14 protein-coding genes are annotated in these 20036 nt (G+C 62.5%); 5 read left to right on the forward strand and 9 right to left on the reverse strand.

Annotation, left to right across the window (positions count from 1 at the left end; all coding sequences use genetic code 11):
- The first annotated feature begins 133 nt into the window (after positions 1 to 133).
- Positions 134 to 1609, forward strand: a complete 1476-nt coding sequence (gene ccoG / locus CLU88_RS16060) for a cytochrome c oxidase accessory protein CcoG (RefSeq protein ID WP_099657447.1) — start codon at positions 134 to 136, stop codon at positions 1607 to 1609.
- A gap of 248 nt (positions 1610 to 1857) precedes the next feature.
- On the forward strand, positions 1858 to 2019 hold the full coding sequence (locus CLU88_RS23130) for a hypothetical protein (protein WP_199173464.1): 162 nt from the start codon (positions 1858 to 1860) through the stop codon (positions 2017 to 2019).
- Between the two features lie 403 nt (positions 2020 to 2422).
- Here CLU88_RS23130 and CLU88_RS16065 read toward each other — a convergent pair whose 3' ends face one another.
- A complete protein-coding gene (locus CLU88_RS16065) occupies positions 2423 to 4045 on the reverse strand; it encodes a PAS domain-containing protein (RefSeq protein WP_099657448.1) in 1623 nt (540 codons plus the stop codon).
- 630 nt (positions 4046 to 4675) lie between these two features.
- On the opposite strand from CLU88_RS16065, the gene CLU88_RS16070 reads away from it, so the two are divergent.
- Together CLU88_RS16070 and CLU88_RS16075 are read left to right on the forward strand one after the other, a co-directional pair.
- Complete coding sequence (locus CLU88_RS16070) at positions 4676 to 5299, forward strand: tyrosine-type recombinase/integrase (RefSeq protein ID WP_099657449.1); 624 nt, start codon at positions 4676 to 4678, stop codon at positions 5297 to 5299.
- Between the two features lie 180 nt (positions 5300 to 5479).
- Positions 5480 to 5992, forward strand: a complete 513-nt coding sequence (locus tag CLU88_RS16075) for an AAA family ATPase (RefSeq protein ID WP_099657450.1) — start codon at positions 5480 to 5482, stop codon at positions 5990 to 5992.
- Between the two features lie 164 nt (positions 5993 to 6156).
- Here CLU88_RS16075 and CLU88_RS16080 read toward each other — a convergent pair whose 3' ends face one another.
- Both CLU88_RS16080 and CLU88_RS16085 read right to left on the reverse strand, forming a co-directional pair.
- Entirely contained in the window at positions 6157 to 6633 is a 477-nt protein-coding gene (locus CLU88_RS16080; RefSeq protein WP_099657451.1) for a DUF5063 domain-containing protein, read from the reverse strand.
- Positions 6634 to 7052: 419 nt separating this feature from the next.
- On the reverse strand, positions 7053 to 8042 hold the full coding sequence (locus CLU88_RS16085; RefSeq protein ID WP_099657452.1) for a hypothetical protein: 990 nt from the start codon (positions 8040 to 8042) through the stop codon (positions 7053 to 7055).
- Between the two features lie 550 nt (positions 8043 to 8592).
- Here CLU88_RS16085 and CLU88_RS16090 point away from each other — a divergent pair.
- Positions 8593 to 9630, forward strand: a complete 1038-nt coding sequence (locus tag CLU88_RS16090) for an ankyrin repeat domain-containing protein (protein WP_158235613.1) — start codon at positions 8593 to 8595, stop codon at positions 9628 to 9630.
- Positions 9631 to 10220: 590 nt separating this feature from the next.
- On the opposite strand, the gene CLU88_RS16095 is transcribed toward CLU88_RS16090, so the two are convergent.
- From CLU88_RS16095 to CLU88_RS16120, 6 genes are all read right to left on the reverse strand, one after another.
- On the reverse strand, positions 10221 to 11876 hold the full coding sequence (locus CLU88_RS16095; protein WP_099658946.1) for a tannase/feruloyl esterase family alpha/beta hydrolase: 1656 nt from the start codon (positions 11874 to 11876) through the stop codon (positions 10221 to 10223).
- A 453-nt stretch (positions 11877 to 12329) separates the two neighbouring features.
- Entirely contained in the window at positions 12330 to 14087 is a 1758-nt protein-coding gene (locus CLU88_RS16100) for a tannase/feruloyl esterase family alpha/beta hydrolase (protein WP_099657454.1), read from the reverse strand.
- 125 nt (positions 14088 to 14212) lie between these two features.
- Entirely contained in the window at positions 14213 to 15991 is a 1779-nt protein-coding gene (locus CLU88_RS16105; RefSeq protein ID WP_099657455.1) for an acyl-CoA dehydrogenase family protein, read from the reverse strand.
- A 213-nt stretch (positions 15992 to 16204) separates the two neighbouring features.
- On the reverse strand, positions 16205 to 17194 hold the full coding sequence (locus CLU88_RS16110) for a Bug family tripartite tricarboxylate transporter substrate binding protein (RefSeq protein WP_099657456.1): 990 nt from the start codon (positions 17192 to 17194) through the stop codon (positions 16205 to 16207).
- A gap of 69 nt (positions 17195 to 17263) precedes the next feature.
- The gene (locus CLU88_RS16115) at positions 17264 to 18028 is read right to left on the reverse strand and encodes an SDR family NAD(P)-dependent oxidoreductase (RefSeq protein ID WP_099657457.1); all 765 of its coding nucleotides are present in this window, start codon (positions 18026 to 18028) and stop codon (positions 17264 to 17266) included.
- Between the two features lie 61 nt (positions 18029 to 18089).
- Positions 18090 to 19985, reverse strand: coding sequence for a feruloyl-CoA synthase (locus CLU88_RS16120; RefSeq protein ID WP_099657458.1), 1896 nt, complete (start codon positions 19983 to 19985; stop codon positions 18090 to 18092).
- Positions 19986 to 20036 lie beyond the last annotated feature (51 nt).

Genomic DNA, 20036 nt, shown 5'->3' on the forward strand with positions numbered 1-20036 from the left:
ATCCGCTGCTGCTATGCCCCCTAACCGCAGCCTCTGCCGCTGTTTTTCCTAGCCCATCGCAGGCCTACTAGCTGGTACACAAGGCGGCCTGTGTGGGGGTGCATTGGCACCCCGCTGGCCGCAGGAGCCAGCCATGTCATCCGCCGCCGCGCCACGCGCCCAGCCCATCCATTTTTACCCTCCCAACTCCACGCTGCAGTTTGGCATCCGTGCGATTGCGGGGCGCTTCAACCGGGCCCGCTGGTGGTCCATTGGCATCACGCAGATGCTGTTCTTTGGCCTGTGTTGGGCGCAGTGGCAGGGGCGGCCGCTGGTCAGCTTTGACCTGGTGCGCCAGCAGGTGCATTTGTTTGGTGGGTTGTTTGGGCCGCAGGATTTGTTGTTGCTCACGCTGCTGCTGATCGGTGGGGCGCTGGCCTTGTTTGTGACCTCTGCCGTGGGTGGCCGCATCTTCTGCGGCTTTGTGTGCCCGCAGTCGGTCTACACGGCGCTTTTCATCTGGATTGAGCAGCGGGTGCAGGGCACCCCCGGCCAGCGCCAGCGCAGGCAGGCCAGTGGCGCCCCAGCTGTCATCGCCGCGCTGTGGGCGCGGCGGCTGCTCACCTGGGCGTTGTGGGCAATGGTGTCGCTCGCGCTGGGCTGGACGCTCACCGCCTACTTCTCCAGCGCGCCTGCACTGTGGCAGCGCACCTGGCAGGGCCAGTTGGGTGGGGCCGAGTCCACGTTGATGCTGGGCTACGCCGCATTTGCCTTGGCGCAGGCGGGTTTTCTGCGCGAAAAGGTCTGCCAGCACATGTGCCCCTATGCGCGCTTTCAGGGCGTGATGGCTACGCCGCAAACGCAGTCGGTGGTGTACGACGTGCCCCGTGGCGAGCCGCGCCGCAGCACGGCCCACACGGTAGCGAACGCAGCGGCGCATACAGCAGCGATGCGTGCATCGGTGCCCGCGGCCAGCACCGTGCAACCATCCCGCCGGGGCGATTGCCTGGACTGCAACCTGTGCGTGGAGGTGTGCCCCGCAGGCATCGACATCCGCAACGGCCTGCAGTACGAATGCATCAGCTGCGGCCTGTGCATTGATGCGTGCGACCGCGTGATGGAAAAGGCGCGCCAGCCCCAGGGACTCATCCGCTTTGCCTCGCAGCAGGGCGCCGACTGGCGCCACACCCTGCGCCAGCGCCGGGTGCGGGTGTACTTTGCGCTGCTGGGGCTGACGGCACTGGCCGTGGTGGCCACGGTGGCCTGGCGCGTGCCCCTGCAGGTCGAGGTGGTGCGCGATCGGGGCGTGATGGCGCGCCAGCTGCGCAACGGCGATGTAGAGAACATCTACCGCGTGCACATCCAGAACTACGACACCCAGGCCCACGCCTACCGCATCGCCCTGGCGGGCGAAACGCCACTGCGCATGCCGCCGCAAGAGCCCGTGGTCATCGCATCAGGCGAAGAGCGCACGGTGGCCGTGGCGGTGGTGCAGCCCTACCGCTCCACAAGCGGCGCGGACCCTGGTCGGGGCGTGTCCACCATCACACCCATGGCCCTGCAGGTGCAGTCGCTGGTAGATGCGCAGCAGCAGCGCACCCGCTCCAGCAGCTTCATCCAGCCACGGTAGTGGTTCACGGGGTGCTGCTACGCATGCGGTCTATTGCTGGGGCGCTATCCCGGCAGGCCGCGCAGGGCTGCGGCCCATCTGCTATGCACCCCTGTGCAACCAACTGATGTGGCCACGCGGCTCGCAGGCTCGGTAACATCGCCCCCTGCTTGCCGCTCCACATTCCCCGCGCCTACAACGGTGCTACGGGCGCCAGCAGGGCACTGCACACATGGCAGCGCCCATCAACAGCCAGGAAAAATCAAACCATGGATTGGGTCCCAGTCGTTTTCATCACCTTCAAGGTGATCGTGTTTGGCACGTGCATGTTCTACGCCATCAAATGGCACCACGACCAGGGGAAGAAGGCGAAAGAAGAAGCCCGGCTGCGGCAGGAGGCGGCTGAACGGGCGGCGGGCGCGTCGGAGTAGCGGACTGACTTTTGCGTCTGTCGGGGGCGCATCAACCCCACTAGCCGCGAATCACCGCCCGGAGTCGAGACCTGCTGAGGCCATCGTTTGGCGGCTAATCGGTGCAGTGAGTCGACTTGCAACCGATGGCGTAAATTGAGCTATCAGCCATGAGCTACAGCTGAAGTGCGACAAAACACGCGGCAGCGCAGGTGCGTCTAAGGCGGCTGCTTCAGACTGAACTGAGTCATTCGGTGATGGCTGCGTCTAATCGTTGCGAAGCTCGTTTGCGGTCATTCAGCTAGTCTCCACAACATCGACCTTTGGCATAAAGCGGGGGCAGGTTCATGTCCTGTCTGGACCACAAGGGGACGAGTGAAACGAGCCATGCGACAGCCGCGCAGGAAGTCGTCTCTGACACCTTTTATTGAAACACGCACAAGCCCGATGACTGGCTTTTGGCCCGGTACATTGCGGTGTCTGCGGCGCGCAGGTAGTCGTCCACCGTAGCCAGCCTTGATGCACTGCTGACAAGTCCAATACTCGCGCCACTGATCACGGTGTGTTCGCCGACCACATAAGGCGCTGCGAGGGCGGCGGCGATCTGTTGGGCGCGGTTGCTGGCTTCGGAGGGATCAATGGACTCCAACAGCACATTGAATTCGTCGCCACTCATGCGGGCGACCAAATCAACTGCCCGCACGCAGGATTCGAGCCGCCGAGCCACCTGTTGCAATAGCTGGTCGCCCACATAGTGTCCGTAGCAGTCATTGACCGCCTTGAACCCATTGAGGTCCAGCAGCAGCACGGCGAACATCGTGGATCCGCCGCGTGTCGGAGCGCCATCACCATTCACTGCCTCGGTCTGGTGCAGCGCGATCAGTTGAGCAAGGCGGTCGCGGAACAACGGCCGCCCCGGCAAGTTGGTCAACGCATCGTAGGAGCTACCACGCTCGGCCAGATCGCTCAATGAGCCCGCCATGCGCACCGCAACGCCGTCTTCAAACTCGGCTACCCCGCGCCAATTGACCCACCCCAGCCGTCCAGCCGCGTGGAACGCGCGGAAATCCACCGAAAAGTTCGGGCTGGTTCCCGATAGGTGCCTGCGGTAGGCCTCCTGCACGCGCCCGCGATCCTCGGGATCGATGAGCTGCTCCAGAAAGCGCCAGCCACCGCTATGCACCAGATCTAAGCTCTCCAGCCCGACGATCTGGTGAAAACGCCCCGACACATGCAGGGCGTCCGTGCGCAAGTCCCAATACCAGATGCCGTCGTTGGACCCGCGCGTGGCCAGCGAATAGCGGTTTTCGGAGCGCAACAACTCAAGTTCGGTGTTCTTCTGCTGTGTGACGTCGATCATCAGGCCGATCATGCGGTTCGGCCGCCCCGGCTCGACCACTGCGCGGCACAGGTCACGCACCCACACCACCTTGCCAGACTTGGCAATCAGCCGGTAACTCATCTCGTAGGCATAGCTGTGCGTGGCGTTGTAGGCGGCATCGTCAATCACCAGGGCCTGCGCCAGATCGTCGGGATACACATGCGCCCGCCAGAAATTCGGGTCAGCCCGCCATTCCTCCACGGAGTAGCCGAACAAGCGCTCGACCTGCGGGCTCAAGAAGGTATTGCCCACGCCGATTTCAGCCTCCCACACCACGCCATCAATGGTCTCCAGCAAGCGCAGAAAGCGCTGGCGAATTTCCACCAGCACCTGTTCGGTGACATCGGCAATCTCGATCAGGACACCCTGACGGCTGATCACCCGCTCCGCCGCATCCGTCTCCGGGTGGAGTTTCAGACGCACCCAGCGATAGTTCGCGTCGGCAAATCGCAACCGGAACACCGGCATGCCCGAGCGCATGGTGCCAATGTCGTCGGGATGCACAAATTCAAGCAGAGACCTGCCGAGCGCTGCCTCCACTGAATGGCCGGTGAGGCTGTGCCACGCGGGATTCAGGTACGTGATCTCCCACAGCGCATCGGTCTGCACCACCGCCTCGGGTAGCAGTTGCAGCAGGTTTGCGGACGGTGGGGGAGTGGTAGGCATGCAGGACTGTCGCAAAAAGGGTGCAGGTGAAGCCAACGGATAGGAAAGTCAACCACACCAGATCAAGTATGGCAGGGGTTTTTGTCAGGCTCGTGCCACACACCACTGGCGAGTCGTTAGTCGATTGGCAGGTCATGATCGAAGCAGTTGCTCAGCCCGTCGAACGTGAATGACCGCAGTCAACGTTGAGCGACTGCTTTTCTTTGGGTGCCACCGACCGCTACGAGTCGAAGCCGTCAGTCTAAGTTACTGAAAAGCGGTTGGTCGTGCGGTACCAGTTGGGTCGCGAAACGATATGGCAGCAGTACCTTCTCCAGCCGCCACTCGGGTCGGGGAAAGTCGAAGCGCCCAACAGCCGCTTCGCTGCATTCAGCGCGAGTACAAGCGAAACCGGCGACTGACTCCAGACGCTGCGAAGATGAAAGTGGAATTGGCGAGGCTGCTTCAGGCTGGTTGCTGCCGCTCAGGACACAACAGTTGAACGACTGGTGTTAGCGAGAGCAGACGTTGAGGAACATCATCCGGCGCTTTGCTGGATAGCAAAAATCGACACAGCTAGCGTGGTCACTCGTGGACAACGTGATCTGGAAGGCGCATGGTTTTGCTCCCCCCGCTCGATAGGAGACCATCATGGAATCCGCTGCAGCCGTCGTTCATCGCGAGCCTTGGAATAAGGGAAAGATCGTTGGTCAGAAGGCGCCTTTCAAGCCCAAGGACATCTGGGCGCTGCGAGTGCGCCTGCAGATGGAGAACAGAGTTCGCGAGCTTGCACTCTTCAACTTGGGAATTGACAGCAAGCTGCGCGGATGCGACTTGGTCGCCCTGAAGGTTCGCGATGTTTGCCATGGCGATCAAGTCGCATCTCGAGCGACGGTAATACAGCACAAAACGCGTCACCCCGTCCAGTTCGAGATAACAGCGACCACCCGTGAAGCGCTTCAGCAATGGATCAAGACCGCCAAGCTGAAATCAGAAGACTTTCTCTTTCCGAGCCGCCTCCACAAGTCGCCACATCTCGGGACGCGTCAGTACGCCCGAATCCTTGAGCGCTGGGTGCTGCAGCTCGGTTTGGATCCAGCCGAGTATGGAACGCACTCCATGCGGCGCACCAAGGCTACGCTCATCTACCGCAGAACGAAGAACCTACGTGCGGTCCAGCTACTACTTGGCCACTCCAAAATCGAGTCAACTGTCCGTTACCTTGGCATTGAGGTTGACGATGCTCTTGAGCTATCTGAACAGACCGAGATTTAAGTTGAGAAGGCGCGCTAGGCTTATCTAGGACATCTAAGCTGTGGGCTCCCGATCACATAGAGCAGTGGAACCACAAGGGCACCCCGGGACCTGCTAGCGCCCCCCCTTGGGGCAGAATTCGGCCAGACGCATACCTTCATCGGCGCTTTTCAGCTTCGAAAATTCAATACGAGGAACCAGATGCTGATTGTTCTCGGCGGCCTACCAGGAGTTGGAAAAACCGCCATCGCGCGCGAAATCGTTACCCGTGTCCCCTCTGCCTATCTGCGCATCGACGCCATTGAACAAGCGTTTAAGAAAGTCAACGCGGCTCAAGAACTTGGCCCAGCTGGGTATGTCGTTGCTTACGAACTCGCCACGTCGAACCTTGCGCTTGGCATAACAGTGGTGGCCGATTGCGTTAACCCGCTCTCCGTCACGCGCGAAGCATGGCGCGATGTTGCAGCCAGAACATCCTCAGCCCTGCTCGAGGTTGAAGTTGTCTGCTCTGACTTGGTTGAACACCGCAGGCGGGTGCAGGCCCGCAAAGCTGACATTCCAGGCCACGTCATGCCGACATGGGAGGATGTTTTCCATCATGAATACGAGCCCTGGACTACGCGCCGTCTAATAATTGATTCAGCGCTCGTCGAAGCCAACGATGCGGCGAACTCGATTCTTGAAGCGTCGCGCCGCCTGTCATCCGACGATTGAGCGAAGGCAGAATTCGGCCAGGAGCAGCCGACTACGGCCAATGAAAGCGGACTCTCAGCAGCGACGTTAGCCGCACCGGGTTGCGTAGCCCGTACTGCACTCACAAGCGAAGCTGGCCGCGTCGGCTTGACTAATCACCCTGGCCTTGGGCACACCAGAAATGCTCACGGAATGGCTGCGCCTTCTTGCCTACTGTGCCAGCTATGCAAGGCATAAAGTGCCCCACTTGCATGTTCACCCCAATGGCTCCAGAAGCTTCCTCGCCATTTCCAGCAGGCTGCTTCAGCATACCCGAATTGGAACAACAAGAGTCCACTCTTCAAATCACGCCATATGTCAGCAAGATCATCCGCTAGATCGGCGAGCGACGATTCCCCAGGCACTTCCTGTGGAACAGATTGAGAATAGTAGTTGAATGGCAACGAGCCGAAGCGGACAAAGACTTGCTTCCATTCCTCATGCGAAATATCGCGCGGGTCCTGCTCGCCGAACAATTCTGGTAAGGCTAGTGCGAGTCGATAGAGATTCGACAGATGCTGTAAAGCAGTAAGGACCTGGTTCCTTTGGTCCTCCGGGTTTGCTTCCGCCCAAGAGCAGAATTCCTCTGCAGCGTCCGCGAACTGTCGCACCTGATTTGACATGTGAAGGCCTCACGTTACGCATCTACCGGCGGCTGCGAAAAGTACCGCCCGATTCGGGGAAATTTGTACAAAGTTTGCCCGAAAAGAAGCTGCGCTTAGGCGGGTTTTGAATCAACGACGGCTTTGGGATGCGATGCCCACAGTCGCCTTTGGGCCCAAAGCGGAAATCTGTATGGCCGGATTAAGAGCCGCAAAGCAGTCATTTGCTAGGGATAGGTCATTGAGCCGTTGGACGACCTCAATGCAGTCATTGCGGCAATTTTCTGGCACCACCCTACTTACCGCCACACTTTGTCTTCATTCACGAGCAATGTCACCTCGGCTTGAATTAATGGGAATCGAGGTGCTCATGAACTGGGGCAGGCGATTCTTTTATTTAGCCCATCGACTGCAGCGTCAACCAGCGGCCCCAATTGCTCTCAACTCGCATTGCGGTTCCCACGTGTTGGTTGATAAGGCACAAACTCTTTGTGTCGCCTTGACCAAAGTGCCAGCTCTGTTTTCTGTGCCACGTTCAATGCACCAGGGTTTACAGTCATTCCGAGGTCGTGAATTTCAAAATCTAGCAAGATGCCTTGCGCAAATTGCTGAAGTCGCTCAATCTCGCTGGGTTGAACACCCATCTTGTCCATTCGAGCTATCGCATGCGTGAAGGCAACGTAGGCACGTGTAATCGGCGCAGGGTGCGGCGTGGTAGTTGCGGGAGTTTCATGCGGCTCTCCCCAAGTCAGATACTCAAAAATTCCTCTGATTCCGACTCCAAAAGCCCGGAGGTATGTCTCAACCCGTATCTTCTTAAAAACTTCGCTAGTGTGCATGATATGGCCTAGGGCAAACTGTGCACCGTGGATGTCCGCATCAAGCTCAATAGTTCTGGTTGGGAGCAGCGGGTAAACCTTGGGGTCTAACCAAGGTTCAATCGATGCTTCGTTGTCAGTCCAGTCCGGTGTAGGCAATTTCCCCTTCTTTTCCTGATAGTCTAGGTGCCCGCAAACAACATGTGCAGCTTCATGCCAATACGCCAAGATGACGGCGCTCGACATGCACATTCTGTGGAAGAGGTCCGAGCTCACTTCAAGCTCTGGAGCATGACGCTTGTAATACGACTCGATTCTGGGTCCAAGAAAGTCAAAACATGGCGCCAGCAGACATGTCGAGCTGACTTCAACAAAGTAGTAGTCATCGCCAGGAACTTTGGTAACTTCCGCCAAGAGATCTAACTTGTCAACTATCTGAATAGAGAATCGAGCTGGACCAATCATGCCATTGACGCTGTCGACTATTAGGGAATTGTCGACACAATCACCTAGGAACTGCTCCTTTGTGAAGGGCAGCTGCTTTGCGAAGGTGCTTTTGATGTTGGCTTTAAACTGCAGCATCTTCAGTTTGATTTTTCGCGTAATGTTCATAACTTTTAATTGTGGTTTCGCATGAACTAGATGCCACGTCGACTTTAGCCACCTTCGTAGGCCCGTTCGTGCCTAATGACTCTAATCTGGCTTTCCGCCATCGGTCGTTGGCGAATGACGTCAAATTGGCCGGATTCTGCCCCACGGCGTGGGACCTTAGCGGGCCCGAAGCAGCCGGTGGATGAAACTACCCCAAAGCTGCCATCCAAACCGCGCTGTCTAAGTGCCCAGTGCATGCCTACTGGCAAGCTATAGTTTGCTGAGTTGATGCCTTCCGGGTTTGTCGGAAATTTTATACCTGTGCTTTTGAATAGCTCACTGACTGCAAGCGCAATTTGCAAGCCATTTTCAGGAGGAATCAGTGTCCAGAATATCCCGCCAGGTCCAGTTCATCCCGCAGGTTTTGCGAGACAAATCACGTTAGACAGCGGCTGATAGATTGCCGTCCACGCCACATTAGCCGTGAGCATCCCCTCTCTTGCCACGCGATTCATTCCCTTCGATTTGCATGACTTTCGCTCGCCTAACTATTTTTCTCGCTGCGCTTCTAATGACCCTGAAGTTGCACGCCTCGTCACCGCTATGCAGTTTCACTTACGGATCAGCTTTTCTGGACACTGTGGCACAGGGAGACGTTTCACTGGTAGAGGAGCAAGTCAGGCAAATGGGCACTCTTCCTCCGAGCTTGGGTGCGGAAGCTCTAGCGGTCTCGATCAAGCCAATTTCAAGCCGCTGCCAAGAGCAGCATACCGATCAAGCCATGTTCGAGTTGCTTGTGAAACTGGGCGCCGATGTAAATAGGTCGTCCAAAGGCGAGCGTGGCTGGGGAACGAGTCTGATGCATGCTATCGATGCCGGACAGATGGCGGGCATCAAATTGGCGCTTCAGGCGGGCGCTCGGGTCAATGTGGAGTTTGACGAACGAACGCCGCTCATACTCGCTATCCGAGCCCACAATACAACGGTCGTGCGAATGTTGCTGGATCACGGCGCTAGCGCAAATTTCGCTTTGGGCCGGGTCACGCCCCTAGCTGCCGCTGCGCGGCACCCCGGACATGGAAACGAAGTCCTGAAACTCCTCCTGAAGCATGGGGCTAAGATTTCACGCCACCGCACTTCGCAAAATGAGCGATTTTCACCGTTGGAGGAGTTGGTCTTCTATGACGGTAAACCTGGCGATGCTGATGAAGCCGTCGCTCTGCTTCTCAAGGCGGGCGACAAGATAAATGGTGACGGTCGCGACTCGTACGTCACGCCGCTATCCGCTGCCATGGATTCTTCGTCGACAAAACTAGCTATTGTGGAAGCGCTGCTTCGCAGAGGAGCAAACCCAAATGGGAGCGCGTTGTACCGCCTAGCTACCCGACGGGACTATGAAAACATCGAACTCAAACGCAAGCAGCTACTGGGCGTGCTGTACCAATATGGGGCTCGCGCGGAAAAGGCGAAGATCGCGGGCTATCCCCCGATAAGAGAGTTTGTGCTGATGAACCACAATAATGACGTAGGCCAAGCGTTTCTACGTGAACTCGATGCGATCACAGTCGAATATCGATTGCGCGAAAACTCCACGTCAATACGTCGGTAGAACATGGCGCATGTCTAACTGTTCCTGTATGGACTCCCCCACAACAGCAAGAGCCTGATCGATTGGGAACCAGAGGGTAGAGCACCTGCAGTCGTATATCCGGCATCTGAAGTGGGATCGCAAATGTCCCGTGCCGACATGGAATCTGCATCACTGCTTCGCCACACGATACAAGCGGCAGGCAAGCGGCCGGAAGAGTTATCGGTGTAGTCCAGTGTGGGAGTAACCCGGGTGGCCATGATGGTCGATCATCTCGTCGCAAGTGGTGAATCAATACTGGCTTTGGCGTGGCGCTGCGTGCTGCGTGCTGCCTCCTCGTTGTAGCCCACCGCCTTCGGCGTCGGTTGAATTTCGACGTTGAGCGTCCGCTTTCGCTAGCCGCCACCGACTGCTTCTGGCCGATAGTACGCGTTCAAGGACGAAGAGCGAATGACGGCAATCGCTGCAAAGCAGCCAATGAATCTGCGCAAGTTGCTTCCAAATAGCGCGTGAATCGAGTCGTGAAGTCTGAAAACTACAGCGCTTCTATTCACCCCATCGCCCAAACAAAAAAGCCCGGCACAAGCCGGGCTTCCCGCTTTCAACTCCCCTCACTTGCAGCTAAAACTGCTCGCACTCTCCATATCCCCCTTGCCGTTGTAGCGCGCCACCTTCGGGTACACGCACAGCGGCCGCGTGCGGTTGGCAGACCAACTGGCGGGCAGTTCAGTGTTCACCACATTGGCCCCAGCACCACGGGCGTTGGCGGTTACCGTGTCGGGGGCCTTGCCTTGCTCTACCCAGGCGACCAGCGGGACCAGCATGTCGAACTGGTCGGTGGCTGGGCCGCCGGAGCAGTGGTTCATGCCTGGCACCATGAAAAGGCGCGCAAAGGTGTCGGCCTGGTTGCCGTGGTGGGCTTGCAGCTGGTCCATCCACTGGGCGGTGTCGATGGGCGAGAACACCGAGTCTGCCGTACCGTGGTAGACGATCATCTTGCCGCCGCGGTTCTTCAGGCCGCTCAGGTCTGTGGCGTTGGGCGGCGTCATGTAGGCCCAGGGTGACTCGGGGTACAGCGCGGTGGTGGCGAAGATGCGGGGGAAGTCGGTGTCCAGGTCGAACTCCATCGCGTACTGCATGCCTGTCTTGGCGCGGAAGTCGGCCACAGAGATGGGGGGGGTGGTGAAGATGAACGCCACAGAGCCTGCGTTGCGCGTAGGGGGCGCATCAAAGTGCCACCACGAGAAGTTGCTGCCCATCACGCCGGGGTCCCACCAGGTGCCGGGGTACAGGGCTTCGCCCTTGCTGTTTTTGGGGCCCGCAAAGATGGTGGAGAGCACGCCCTTTTGCTCGCTGGAGATGCAGGTGCCGTCGCGTGTGCCCGTGCAGGTGGGCACATCGCGCTGCAGGTCAAACACGGCCTGGCATGCGGCCACGTCGTTGACCTGGCCATCGGTCACGCCATCCAGCGCATCGCATTTCTCGACGATCTTGCTGCTGATGAGCTTGAACTCTGCCGGGGTGACGGCGGTTTTCAGGTCGGGCTGGCCGTTGGCGTCTTTGTTGGCCACCTTGGCGTATTGCTGCGCCTTCCACAACTGGGTGGCTGCCGCCTTGGGCAGATACACGCCAGGGTTGCCCGCCAGAATGCCGTCGTACTGGTCTGCATAGCGCGATGCGCCCACCATGGCGTGGCGGCCGCCGTTGGAGCAACCGGCCAGGTACGAGCGGTCTGGGGCCTTGCCGTAGGCGCTCTTGATCAGGTTCTTGGCCATGGGCGTGAGGGTGCCCACGGCCTGGTAGCCATAGTCCAGTCGGGCCTGCGGGTCTACGCCAAAGAACGGGCTGGGCGTGGGGTGGCCTGCGTCCGAGCTGAGCACCGCAAAGCCCTGCACCAGCGCAGGGGCCACGGGGGCACCACCGCTGACAGCGCCCAGGGCAGGCACGACTTCTCCGTCCAGCCCGCCGTTGGCCTGGTACAGAAAGCGGCCATTCCAGTTGACGGGCATGCGGACTTCAAAGCCCAGGGCATACGCGGCACCGTCCACCGGGCTGGTGCGCTCTTTCATCTTGCCTTTGACAAGGCAGTGCGCTGGAACGGTCGTGGTCATCTCCTTGATGGTGAGGTTGCCTTCTGTCACCAGCTCTGACGAGGTGATGCGGGTGTCGGGCAGCTTCAGGCGGCTTGCCAGGTCGGTGCACGACTGCAAGGTGGCGGGCTGCGCCGCCGTGAGCTGGGGCAACGCAGCGTGGGCGGGGGCGGCCATGGCCAGCAGGCTGAGCGCTATGCCCGACAGAGCCAGGGTGCCACCCACGGCGCTGCGGCTGGAAGACGTGGCGGCAGGCTGGCCGGGCAAAGGCAATGAAGGCGACAAAGGTGTGCGCTGATGGGAGTGGTTCATGCGGTTGTTGTGGTCGGCAGGGTGAGTGGTTCGGTGCTCATCCGCCGGTAGTCTTGCGGCAGGACTGGCGTCCAGTGCGCCCGCAGAGGGACGGGATGGATGCGGCAGATGTGTATGAAAACAGGTGCTTGGTTGCTACTGAATCCATAGCTGGCGTCATTATTCATCAACCTCACCCCTCGCAGATCGGCGCTGCGCGCAGGACCAAAGTCAAAGGCCCTGGACGGGCGTGCCAGTCCAGGGCCTTTTGCGGCGGGGCGAGCGCGGTCCGTGGCGCCTAGCGCGTAGGTGTGTGCTAACCGCGCTGCGCCGCCGGGCTTACTTGCAGCTAAAGCTGCCGGCACTCTCCACATCCCCCGTGCCGTTGTAGCGCGCCACCTTGGGGTACACGCACAGTGGGCGGCTGCGGTTGGCAGACCAGCTGGCGGGCAGTTCGGTGTTGACCACATTGGCCCCTGCGCCGCGCACCTTCGCCGTCACGCTGTCCGGCGCTTTGCCTTGTTCCACCCAGGCCACCAGCGGGGCCAGCATGTCGAACTGGTCGGTGGCGGGGCCGCCGGAGCAGTGGTTCATGCCGGGAATGAGGAACAGGCGGGCGAAGGCACCCGCGTCGTTGCCGTGGTTGGCCTGCAGCTTGTCCATCCACTGGGCGGTGTCCATGGGCGAGAACACGCCGTCGGCCACGCCGTGGAAGACGATCATCTTGCCGCCGCGGTTTTTCAGGGGGCTCAGGTCTGCCTCATTGGGCGGCGTCATGTACGACCAGGGCGACTCTGTGTACGTGGCGTTGGTGGCGAACATCTTGGGGTAGTCCGTCTCCATGCTGAAGTTCAGCGCGTACTGCAGGCCGGTGGTGGCGCTGAAGGCGGCCACGGTGCTGGGCGGTGTGGTGAAGATGAAGGCCACCGCGCCCGCATCGCGCGTGGCGGGCGAGCCAAAGTGCCATGACGCAAAGTTGGCGCCCGCAATGCCGGGGTCAAACCAGGTGCCGGTGTATAGCGCTTCGCCCTTGCTGTTCTTGGGGCCTGCAAAGATGCTGGCCAGCACGCCCTTTTGTTCAGCAGAGATGCACGAGCCATCGCGCGAGCCGGTGCAGGTGGGCACGTCGGTCTGCAGGTTGAAGGCGGTCTGGCAGGCGGCCACATCCTGAACCTGGCCGTCGACCACGCCGTCCAGCGCGTCGCACTTCGCCACGATCTTGCTGCTGATGAGCTTGAACTCTGCGGGCGTGACGGCGGTGGTCAGGTCGGGCTGGCCGCTGGCGTCTTTGCCTGCCACCTTGGCGTATTGCTGGGCCTTCCACAGCTGGGTGGTGGCCGCCTTGGGCAGGTGAAAACCGGGGTTGCCCGCCAGGATGCCGTCGTACTGCTCTGCATAGCGCGATGCGCCCACCATGGCGTGGCGCCCGCCGTTGGAGCAGCCTGCCAGGTACGAGCGGTCTGGGGCCTTGCCGTAGGCGCCCTTGATCAGGTTCTTGGCCATGGGCGTGAGGGTGCCCACGGCCTGGTAGCCGTAGTCCAGCCGGGCTTGCGGGTCCAGCCCGAAGAAGGGTGTGGGGGCGCCGTGGCCAGCGTCTGAGCTGAGCACGGCAAAGCCCTGCACCAGCGCAGGGGCCACGGGGGCAGCGCCGCTGACGGAGCCCAGCGCGGTGACCACCGAGCCATCGAGCCCGCCGTTGGCTTGGTAGAGGAAGCGCCCGTTCCAGTTGACGGGCATGCGGATCTCGAAGCCGATGGCGTACGCCGCGCCGTCTACCGGGCCGGTGCGCTCTTTCATCTTGCCTTTGACGAGGCAGTGCGCGGGGATGGGCGTGGTGACGCCTGTGGCCGTCAAGCCGCCCTCGGCCACCAGTTCAGACGATGTGATGCGCGTGTCGGGCAATGCCAGGCTGCTGGCCAGCGTGGCGCACGACTGCAGGGTGGCGGGCTGCGCAGCCGTGAGCTGCGGCAAGCCCGCGTCTGAGCCGCCACACCCCGCCAGCAGCGCGACGGCGATGGCCGAGAGCGCCAGGGTGGGGTGGTAGCGGCCGGTGGATGGCTGCGCAGCGTAAAAGGCACGGTTCTTTCGGGTGCTCATTCGGTTGTCTCCGGTTGGTTTTTCGAGGCGCAAGGTCGCCCGCAGCGTGGCCTCAACACGCTGTGGGTGGGGAAGGGGTGTGGTTTGGTTTTGCTATTGAATCAATAGCTGCTTGCGCTTATTCATCAAGCGCTAGAGAGCAATTTCTCTTGAGGTGTTGCCGCGTCGCTCAGGCGCTGGCGCACGATGGCCAGGCGCATGTCGAACTCGGGCAGCACCCAGGTGCGCAGGGCGTGGGCCGGGTCTTGCCAGCGCGCGGTGGCGCTGCCCGGCGTGCCGGTGATGCGGCCCCAGGCCCATTCCAGCAGCACCAGCGCGGTGGCGCGCAGGTAGTCGTCGGCCACCCAGTAGGGCAGCTCGGGCTGGTCGGCGTGTTCGGCCACGGCGGCCACCAGGTCGCGTGTGGTTTGCGCCAGGGCGTTGCGGCGGGGCGTGGCGGGCAGGGTGGCCAGCAGGGCCTGCATGCCCGCGCCGCCATCGGCCAGCACCTTGCGCACCAGCAGGTCGATGGCCTGGATCTCGTTCGTACCCTCGTAGATCATGGCCACGCGGGCGTCGCGCACGATCTGCTCAATGCCCCACTCGCTCACATAGCCGTGGCCGCCAAACACTTGCAGGCAGGCGCTGGCCCCTTGAAAACCCTGGTCGGTGAACGCGGCCTTGAGCACGGGCGTGACCAGCGCGCACCAGCGCTGCGCGGCGGCGCGTTCGGCGGCATCGGTACTGTGTTTGGCAATGTCGAGCTGCAGCGCCGTGTGGTAGGCCAGCACACGCCCGCCATCAATCCAGGCGCGCTGCGTGTGCAGGGTGCGGCGGATGGAGGGATGATCCTGGATGAGGCTGACGGGCTCTGTGGCACCGGGGGCGCGCATCTGGCGGCGCTCAGCGGCGTAGGCGCTGGCCTTTTGCCAGGCGGCTTCGAGCAGGCCAATGCCTTGCAGGCCCACGTGCAGGCGGGCGGCGTTCATCATCACAAACATGGCGGCCAGGCCCTTGTTCGGCTCGCCCACCAGCCAGCCGGTGGCATCGTCAAAACGCATCACGCAGGTGGGGCTGCCATGCAGGCCCATTTTTTCTTCGATGCGCTCGCAGACCACTGCGTTCGGTACCCCCACGCTCCCCACTTCGTGTGGTTCGCTGCCCCCCGAGGGGGCTGGCCTTGCTTGGGGCGGCCCGGCGCGGCGGCCGTCACCGCTCTCCAGCATCTTGGGCACCAGGAACAACGACAGGCCCTTCGGGCCAGCCGGAGCATCGGGCAAGCGCGCCAGCACCAGGTGCACGATGTTGTCCGTCAGGTCGTGCTCGCCGCCCGAGATAAAAATCTTGCTGCCGTTGACGCGTGCGCTGCCATCGGGCTGCGGCACGCTGCGTGTGCGCACCAGGCCCAGGTCGCTGCCCGCGTGGGCTTCGGTCAGGCACATGGTGGCCAGCCATTCACCGGTGGCCACTTTCTCCAGGTACTGCGCCTTCAGCGCGTCGCTGGCGTGGTGCTTGAGGCATTCGTACGCACCGTGCAGCAGGCCGGGCGCCATGGTGAAGCCGTGGTTGGCGCCGTCCAGCCATTCGTACAGCACGCACTCCAGCACGGCGGGCAGGCCCTGGCCGCCGTCTTCGGGCGCGCAGGCCAGCGCGGGCCAGCCGCCTTGCCAGAAGGCCTGGTACGCCTCGCGAAAGCCCGGCGGGGTGTGCACTTTTCCCGCATCAAACCGGCAGCCCACCTCGTCGCCTACGCGTTGCAGTGGGGCGATGGCGGTGTCCACAAACTTGGCGGCTTCTTCCAGCACCTGTGCAGCCAGTTCGGCATCGGTCTCGGCAAACGGCGCCAGCGCCTGCCACTGCGCGGGAGCGTGCAGCACCTCGGTCAGCAGGAACTGGATGTCAGCGAGGGACTGGCGTGCTTGCATGGTTTGCTCTTGATTTGATAGCTGTTTGCGCTTGATGGATAAGCGCTAGGGGCTGTTTTTGTTTGAAGTGGCGTAGTGCCCTGGCTTCGACAGGCTCAGCCCGCCCACACTGGCGCGGCCCAGGCTAGCGCCACCGTGGAGCTGGCTTTGCCAGGCCACGGGTGGCGTCCCCCCTCCGGGGGGAAGGCGCGAAGCGCCTCAGGGGGGTGCTCTTTAGGACTCTGCCGTGAACCCGATCTTCTTGATCAGCGGTCCCCAGGTGTCGTACTCGGCCTTTTGCCAGCGGGCCATTTCCTCGGGGGTGGTGCCGTGCGGGATCAGGCCCACGATGGCCAGGCTGTCGGTGACGGATTTTTCCTTCAGCGCCGCGTTGATGGCAGCGTTGGCTGCGGCAATGATGGGCTTGGGCGTGGCAGCCGGGGCGTAGAAGCCGAACCATTCTTCGGTGGTGAGCTCAGGAAAGCCCTGCTCGGCAAACGTGGGCACATCGGGCACGTACATGGAGCGCTTGGGGCCCGAGGTGGCCAGGATGCGGATCTTGCCCGCCTTGTAGTTGGCGATGAAGTCGCCGTGCGGGGTGACCATGGCTGCGATCTGGCCGCCCACCACGTCTGTCACGCCGGGGATGGAGCCACGGTAGGGCACGTGGCGCAGTTCCACCCCGCTGTTGATGCCCAGCAGCGCGCCCAAAAAGTGGGGTGTGGAGCCCGCGCCGGGCGAGCCGTAGCTGGCTTCTTTGGGGTTGGCCTTGGCCCAGGCCAGGAAGTCTTTGACCGTCTTCACGCTGGCGGGCACCATGGGCCCCACGGCCAGGCCGTGGTGCATGATGGCCCCGATGGACACGGGCGCAAAGTCCTTGTCCGTGTAGTTCATCTTGCTGTAGATGTGCGGGTAGTTGGCGATGGCCGAGACCTGCGCCACGGCCAGCACGCTGCCGTCGGCCGGTGCGGCCTTCAGCGCCTCCAGCGCAATGCGGCCGCCCGCGCCGGGCTTGTTCTCCACCACCCCAGCGTTCTTGGAATACGCGGTGCCGAGAAACTTCTCGGCCACGCGGCGGGCCACGGTGTCACCCGAGCTGCCGGCTGGAAAGCCGAACAGCACCTTCACCTGCTCGACCGGCTGGGCCGATGCAGACAAGGGGTACAGCGCCCCGAGGGCGGCGGCAGAGCCAAAGGCTTGCACAAATTGGCGGCGTGTCGTCATGGTTGTCTCCTGTTGTGTGTCTTGGTGCAATGACGTGCGAAAAAATCGAAAAGGGGCGGCAGCTTGCGCTTACCGGGGGGCCATGCGCAGGGCGCCATCCAGGCGGATCACCTCGCCATTGAGGTGGCCGTTGGTCACGATATGGCAGGCCAGCTCGGCAAACTCTTGGGGTTTGCCCAGGCGCGGCGGGAACGGGATGCTAGCAGCGAGGGACTGCTGCACGGCCTCGGGCAGCTCTTGCATCAGCGGCGTGGCAAACAGGCCGGGGGCGACGGTGCACACGCGGATGGCGTGCTGCGCCAGATCGCGCGCCATGGGCAGCGTCATGCCGGCCAGGCCGGCCTTCGATGCGCTGTAGGCCTGCTGGCCCACTTGGCCGTCAAAGGCGGCGACGGAGGCGGTGAACACCATCACGCCGCGCTCGCCGTTGTCCAGCACGGGCTGCTTGGCACAAGCGGCGGCAAACAGGCGGCTCACGTTGTAGGTGCCGATCAGGTTGATCTGCACCACGCGCACAAAGTCTTCCAGCGGCGCGGCGCTGCCGTCGCGCTGCACCACACGCTTGGCACTGCCGATGCCCGCCACGTTCATCAGGATGCGCGCCGGGCCGTGGGCGGCGGCGGCCTGCTCGATGGCGGCAGTGACGCTGGCGGGGTCGGTGATGTCGCAGGGGCAGGCCACGCCTCCAATGTCGGCGGCGACCTTTTCGGCCAGCTCGGCATTGCGGTCCAGCACGGCGACCTTGGCGCCCAGGCGGGCCAGTTCGCGCGCGGTGGCCTCACCGAGGCCCGATGCGCCGCCGGTGACGAGGGCGGCTTGTCCTTGAATTTGCATGGTGTGTGTCCTGTCGGGCTGTCGTGCCTGTGTTTGCTGCGGGTCGTGTGGGCGTGGGGGCTCAGGCGCCGGGCTTGAGGATGTGGGGCGCCGTGTCGGCATGCAGGGCCTGCACCAGCGCATCGCGGTGCTTGAGCACGGCGCGCTGGTTGACCGAGCCCTTGTCGGTGATCTCGCCCAGGTCGATGGAGGGCGGCTCAGTCATCAGCAGCGCGCGGGCCACGCGGCTGGCACTGCCCGTGGCTTCGCGGGCCAGCTCGTCGAGCACGGCCTCGATGCGCTGGCGCACGGCGGGGTGGTCCACCACGTCGGCCCAGGGAGCGTCCGGGCCCAGGCCTGCCACTTCTCGGCAGGCGGGCGAGGGGAACAGCAGGGCGCCCACTTCTTTCATGTTCAGGCCGGTGAGCACCACGTCCTGGATGTAGGGCGCGCCCGCCACGATGATCTTGGCGCGCATGGGGCCTACGCTCACAAAGGTGCCGGTGGAGAGTTTGAAGTCTTCGGCAATGCGGCCGTCAAACGCCAGGCCCCGGTGGATGTTGTCCTCGTCGATCCACTTCACGGCGTCGCCGGTGCACAGGTAGCCCTCGTCATCGAACGCGTCGCGCGTGGCAGCGTCAGAGCGCCAGTAGCCGGGCGTGACGTTGGGGCCGCGATAGCGCACCTCGGTCTTGCCGTCCACATCGACCAGCTTGAGCACCATGCCGGGCACGGGCGCGCCGATGTGGCCCGAGCGCACGTCGGGGCTGTTGCAGAACATGGCCGAGGGAGCCGATTCGGTCATCCCTAAGCCAGTGCACATCACGATGCGCTCGCCAATGGCGGCCTCTTGCGTGGCGTGCAGGCTGTCCCACACGGGCTGGGCCAGCCCGGCGCCCGAGTAGAAGAACATGCGCACGCGCGACAGCAGGTTGGTGCGCAACTGCGCATCGGCCTTCATCGCCTCGGCAATCATTTCAAAGCCGGTGGGCACGTTGAAGTACACGGTGGGCGCGATCTCGCGCAGGTTGCGCAGGGTCTCGCCAATCAGCGCGCCCGTGGGCTTGCCGTCGTCGATGTAGAGCGTGCCGCCGTGCATCAGCGTGAGGCCGAAGTTGTGGTTGCTGCCGAAGGTGTGGTTCCATGGCAGCCAGTCCACCAGCACGGGCGGGGCCTCGGCCAGCACGGGCAGCGACAGCGAGATTTGCTGCAGGTTGGCGCACCACATGCGCTGGGTGTTGATGACCGGCTTGGGCATCTTGGTGGAGCCGCTGGTGAACAGGAACTTCACGATGGTGCCGGGGCCGGTGGCATGCATGGCCGCATCCACGGCAGGCGTGGCGGGGGTGGCTTTGAGGCTGCCGAACGTCTGGGTGGTGCGGCCTTCGATGCTGCCCTGGGCCAGCACCACCTCCACATCGGCGGCCACGGTGGCTTCAATGGCTTTGCCGTAGCGCGCACCGTCGGCCGCAAACACCAGCCCGGGGGTGAGGGTGGCGATGACGTGGCGCAGCTTGTCGTAGTCCTGGCTCACGGTGGCGTAGGCGGGCGACACGGGGCAGTAGGGCACCCCGGCGTAGATGCAGCCCAGTGCCAGCAGCGCGTGTTCGATGGTGTTCTCGCTCAGCACCACCACCGGGCGCTCGGCATTCAGGCCCCGGTCCAGCAGGGCCTGGCCAATGCTGCGAGCGGCATCGAGCGCCTGTGCGTAGCTCACATGCTGCCAGTCGCCCGTCTGCAACGGCTTGCCCGTGCCCAGCTGCTCGCGCCGCGCCAGAAAGCTGTGGTCGGGCGTGGTCTCGGCCCAGTGCACCAGGTAGTCCGTCACGCGCCGTGCAAAGGCGCCCAGCGGCAAGTCGGCCTGCAGGTAGCGCACGCCCGGCGCGCCTTCGCGCAGGTTGACCCGGGTGACGCCGAAGTTCACGGGGCGGTAGCGGGCGGAAGTAGACGAAAAAGGCGTAGAGGGCAGTGCGCTCATGAGGGAATCCGAGGTGGTTGGGGCGGGGCAGACGGTTCGTGCGAATTCGCG

This window comes from Acidovorax sp. 56, assembly GCF_002749705.1.
Classification (GTDB): Bacteria; Pseudomonadota; Gammaproteobacteria; order Burkholderiales; family Burkholderiaceae_C; genus Acidovorax.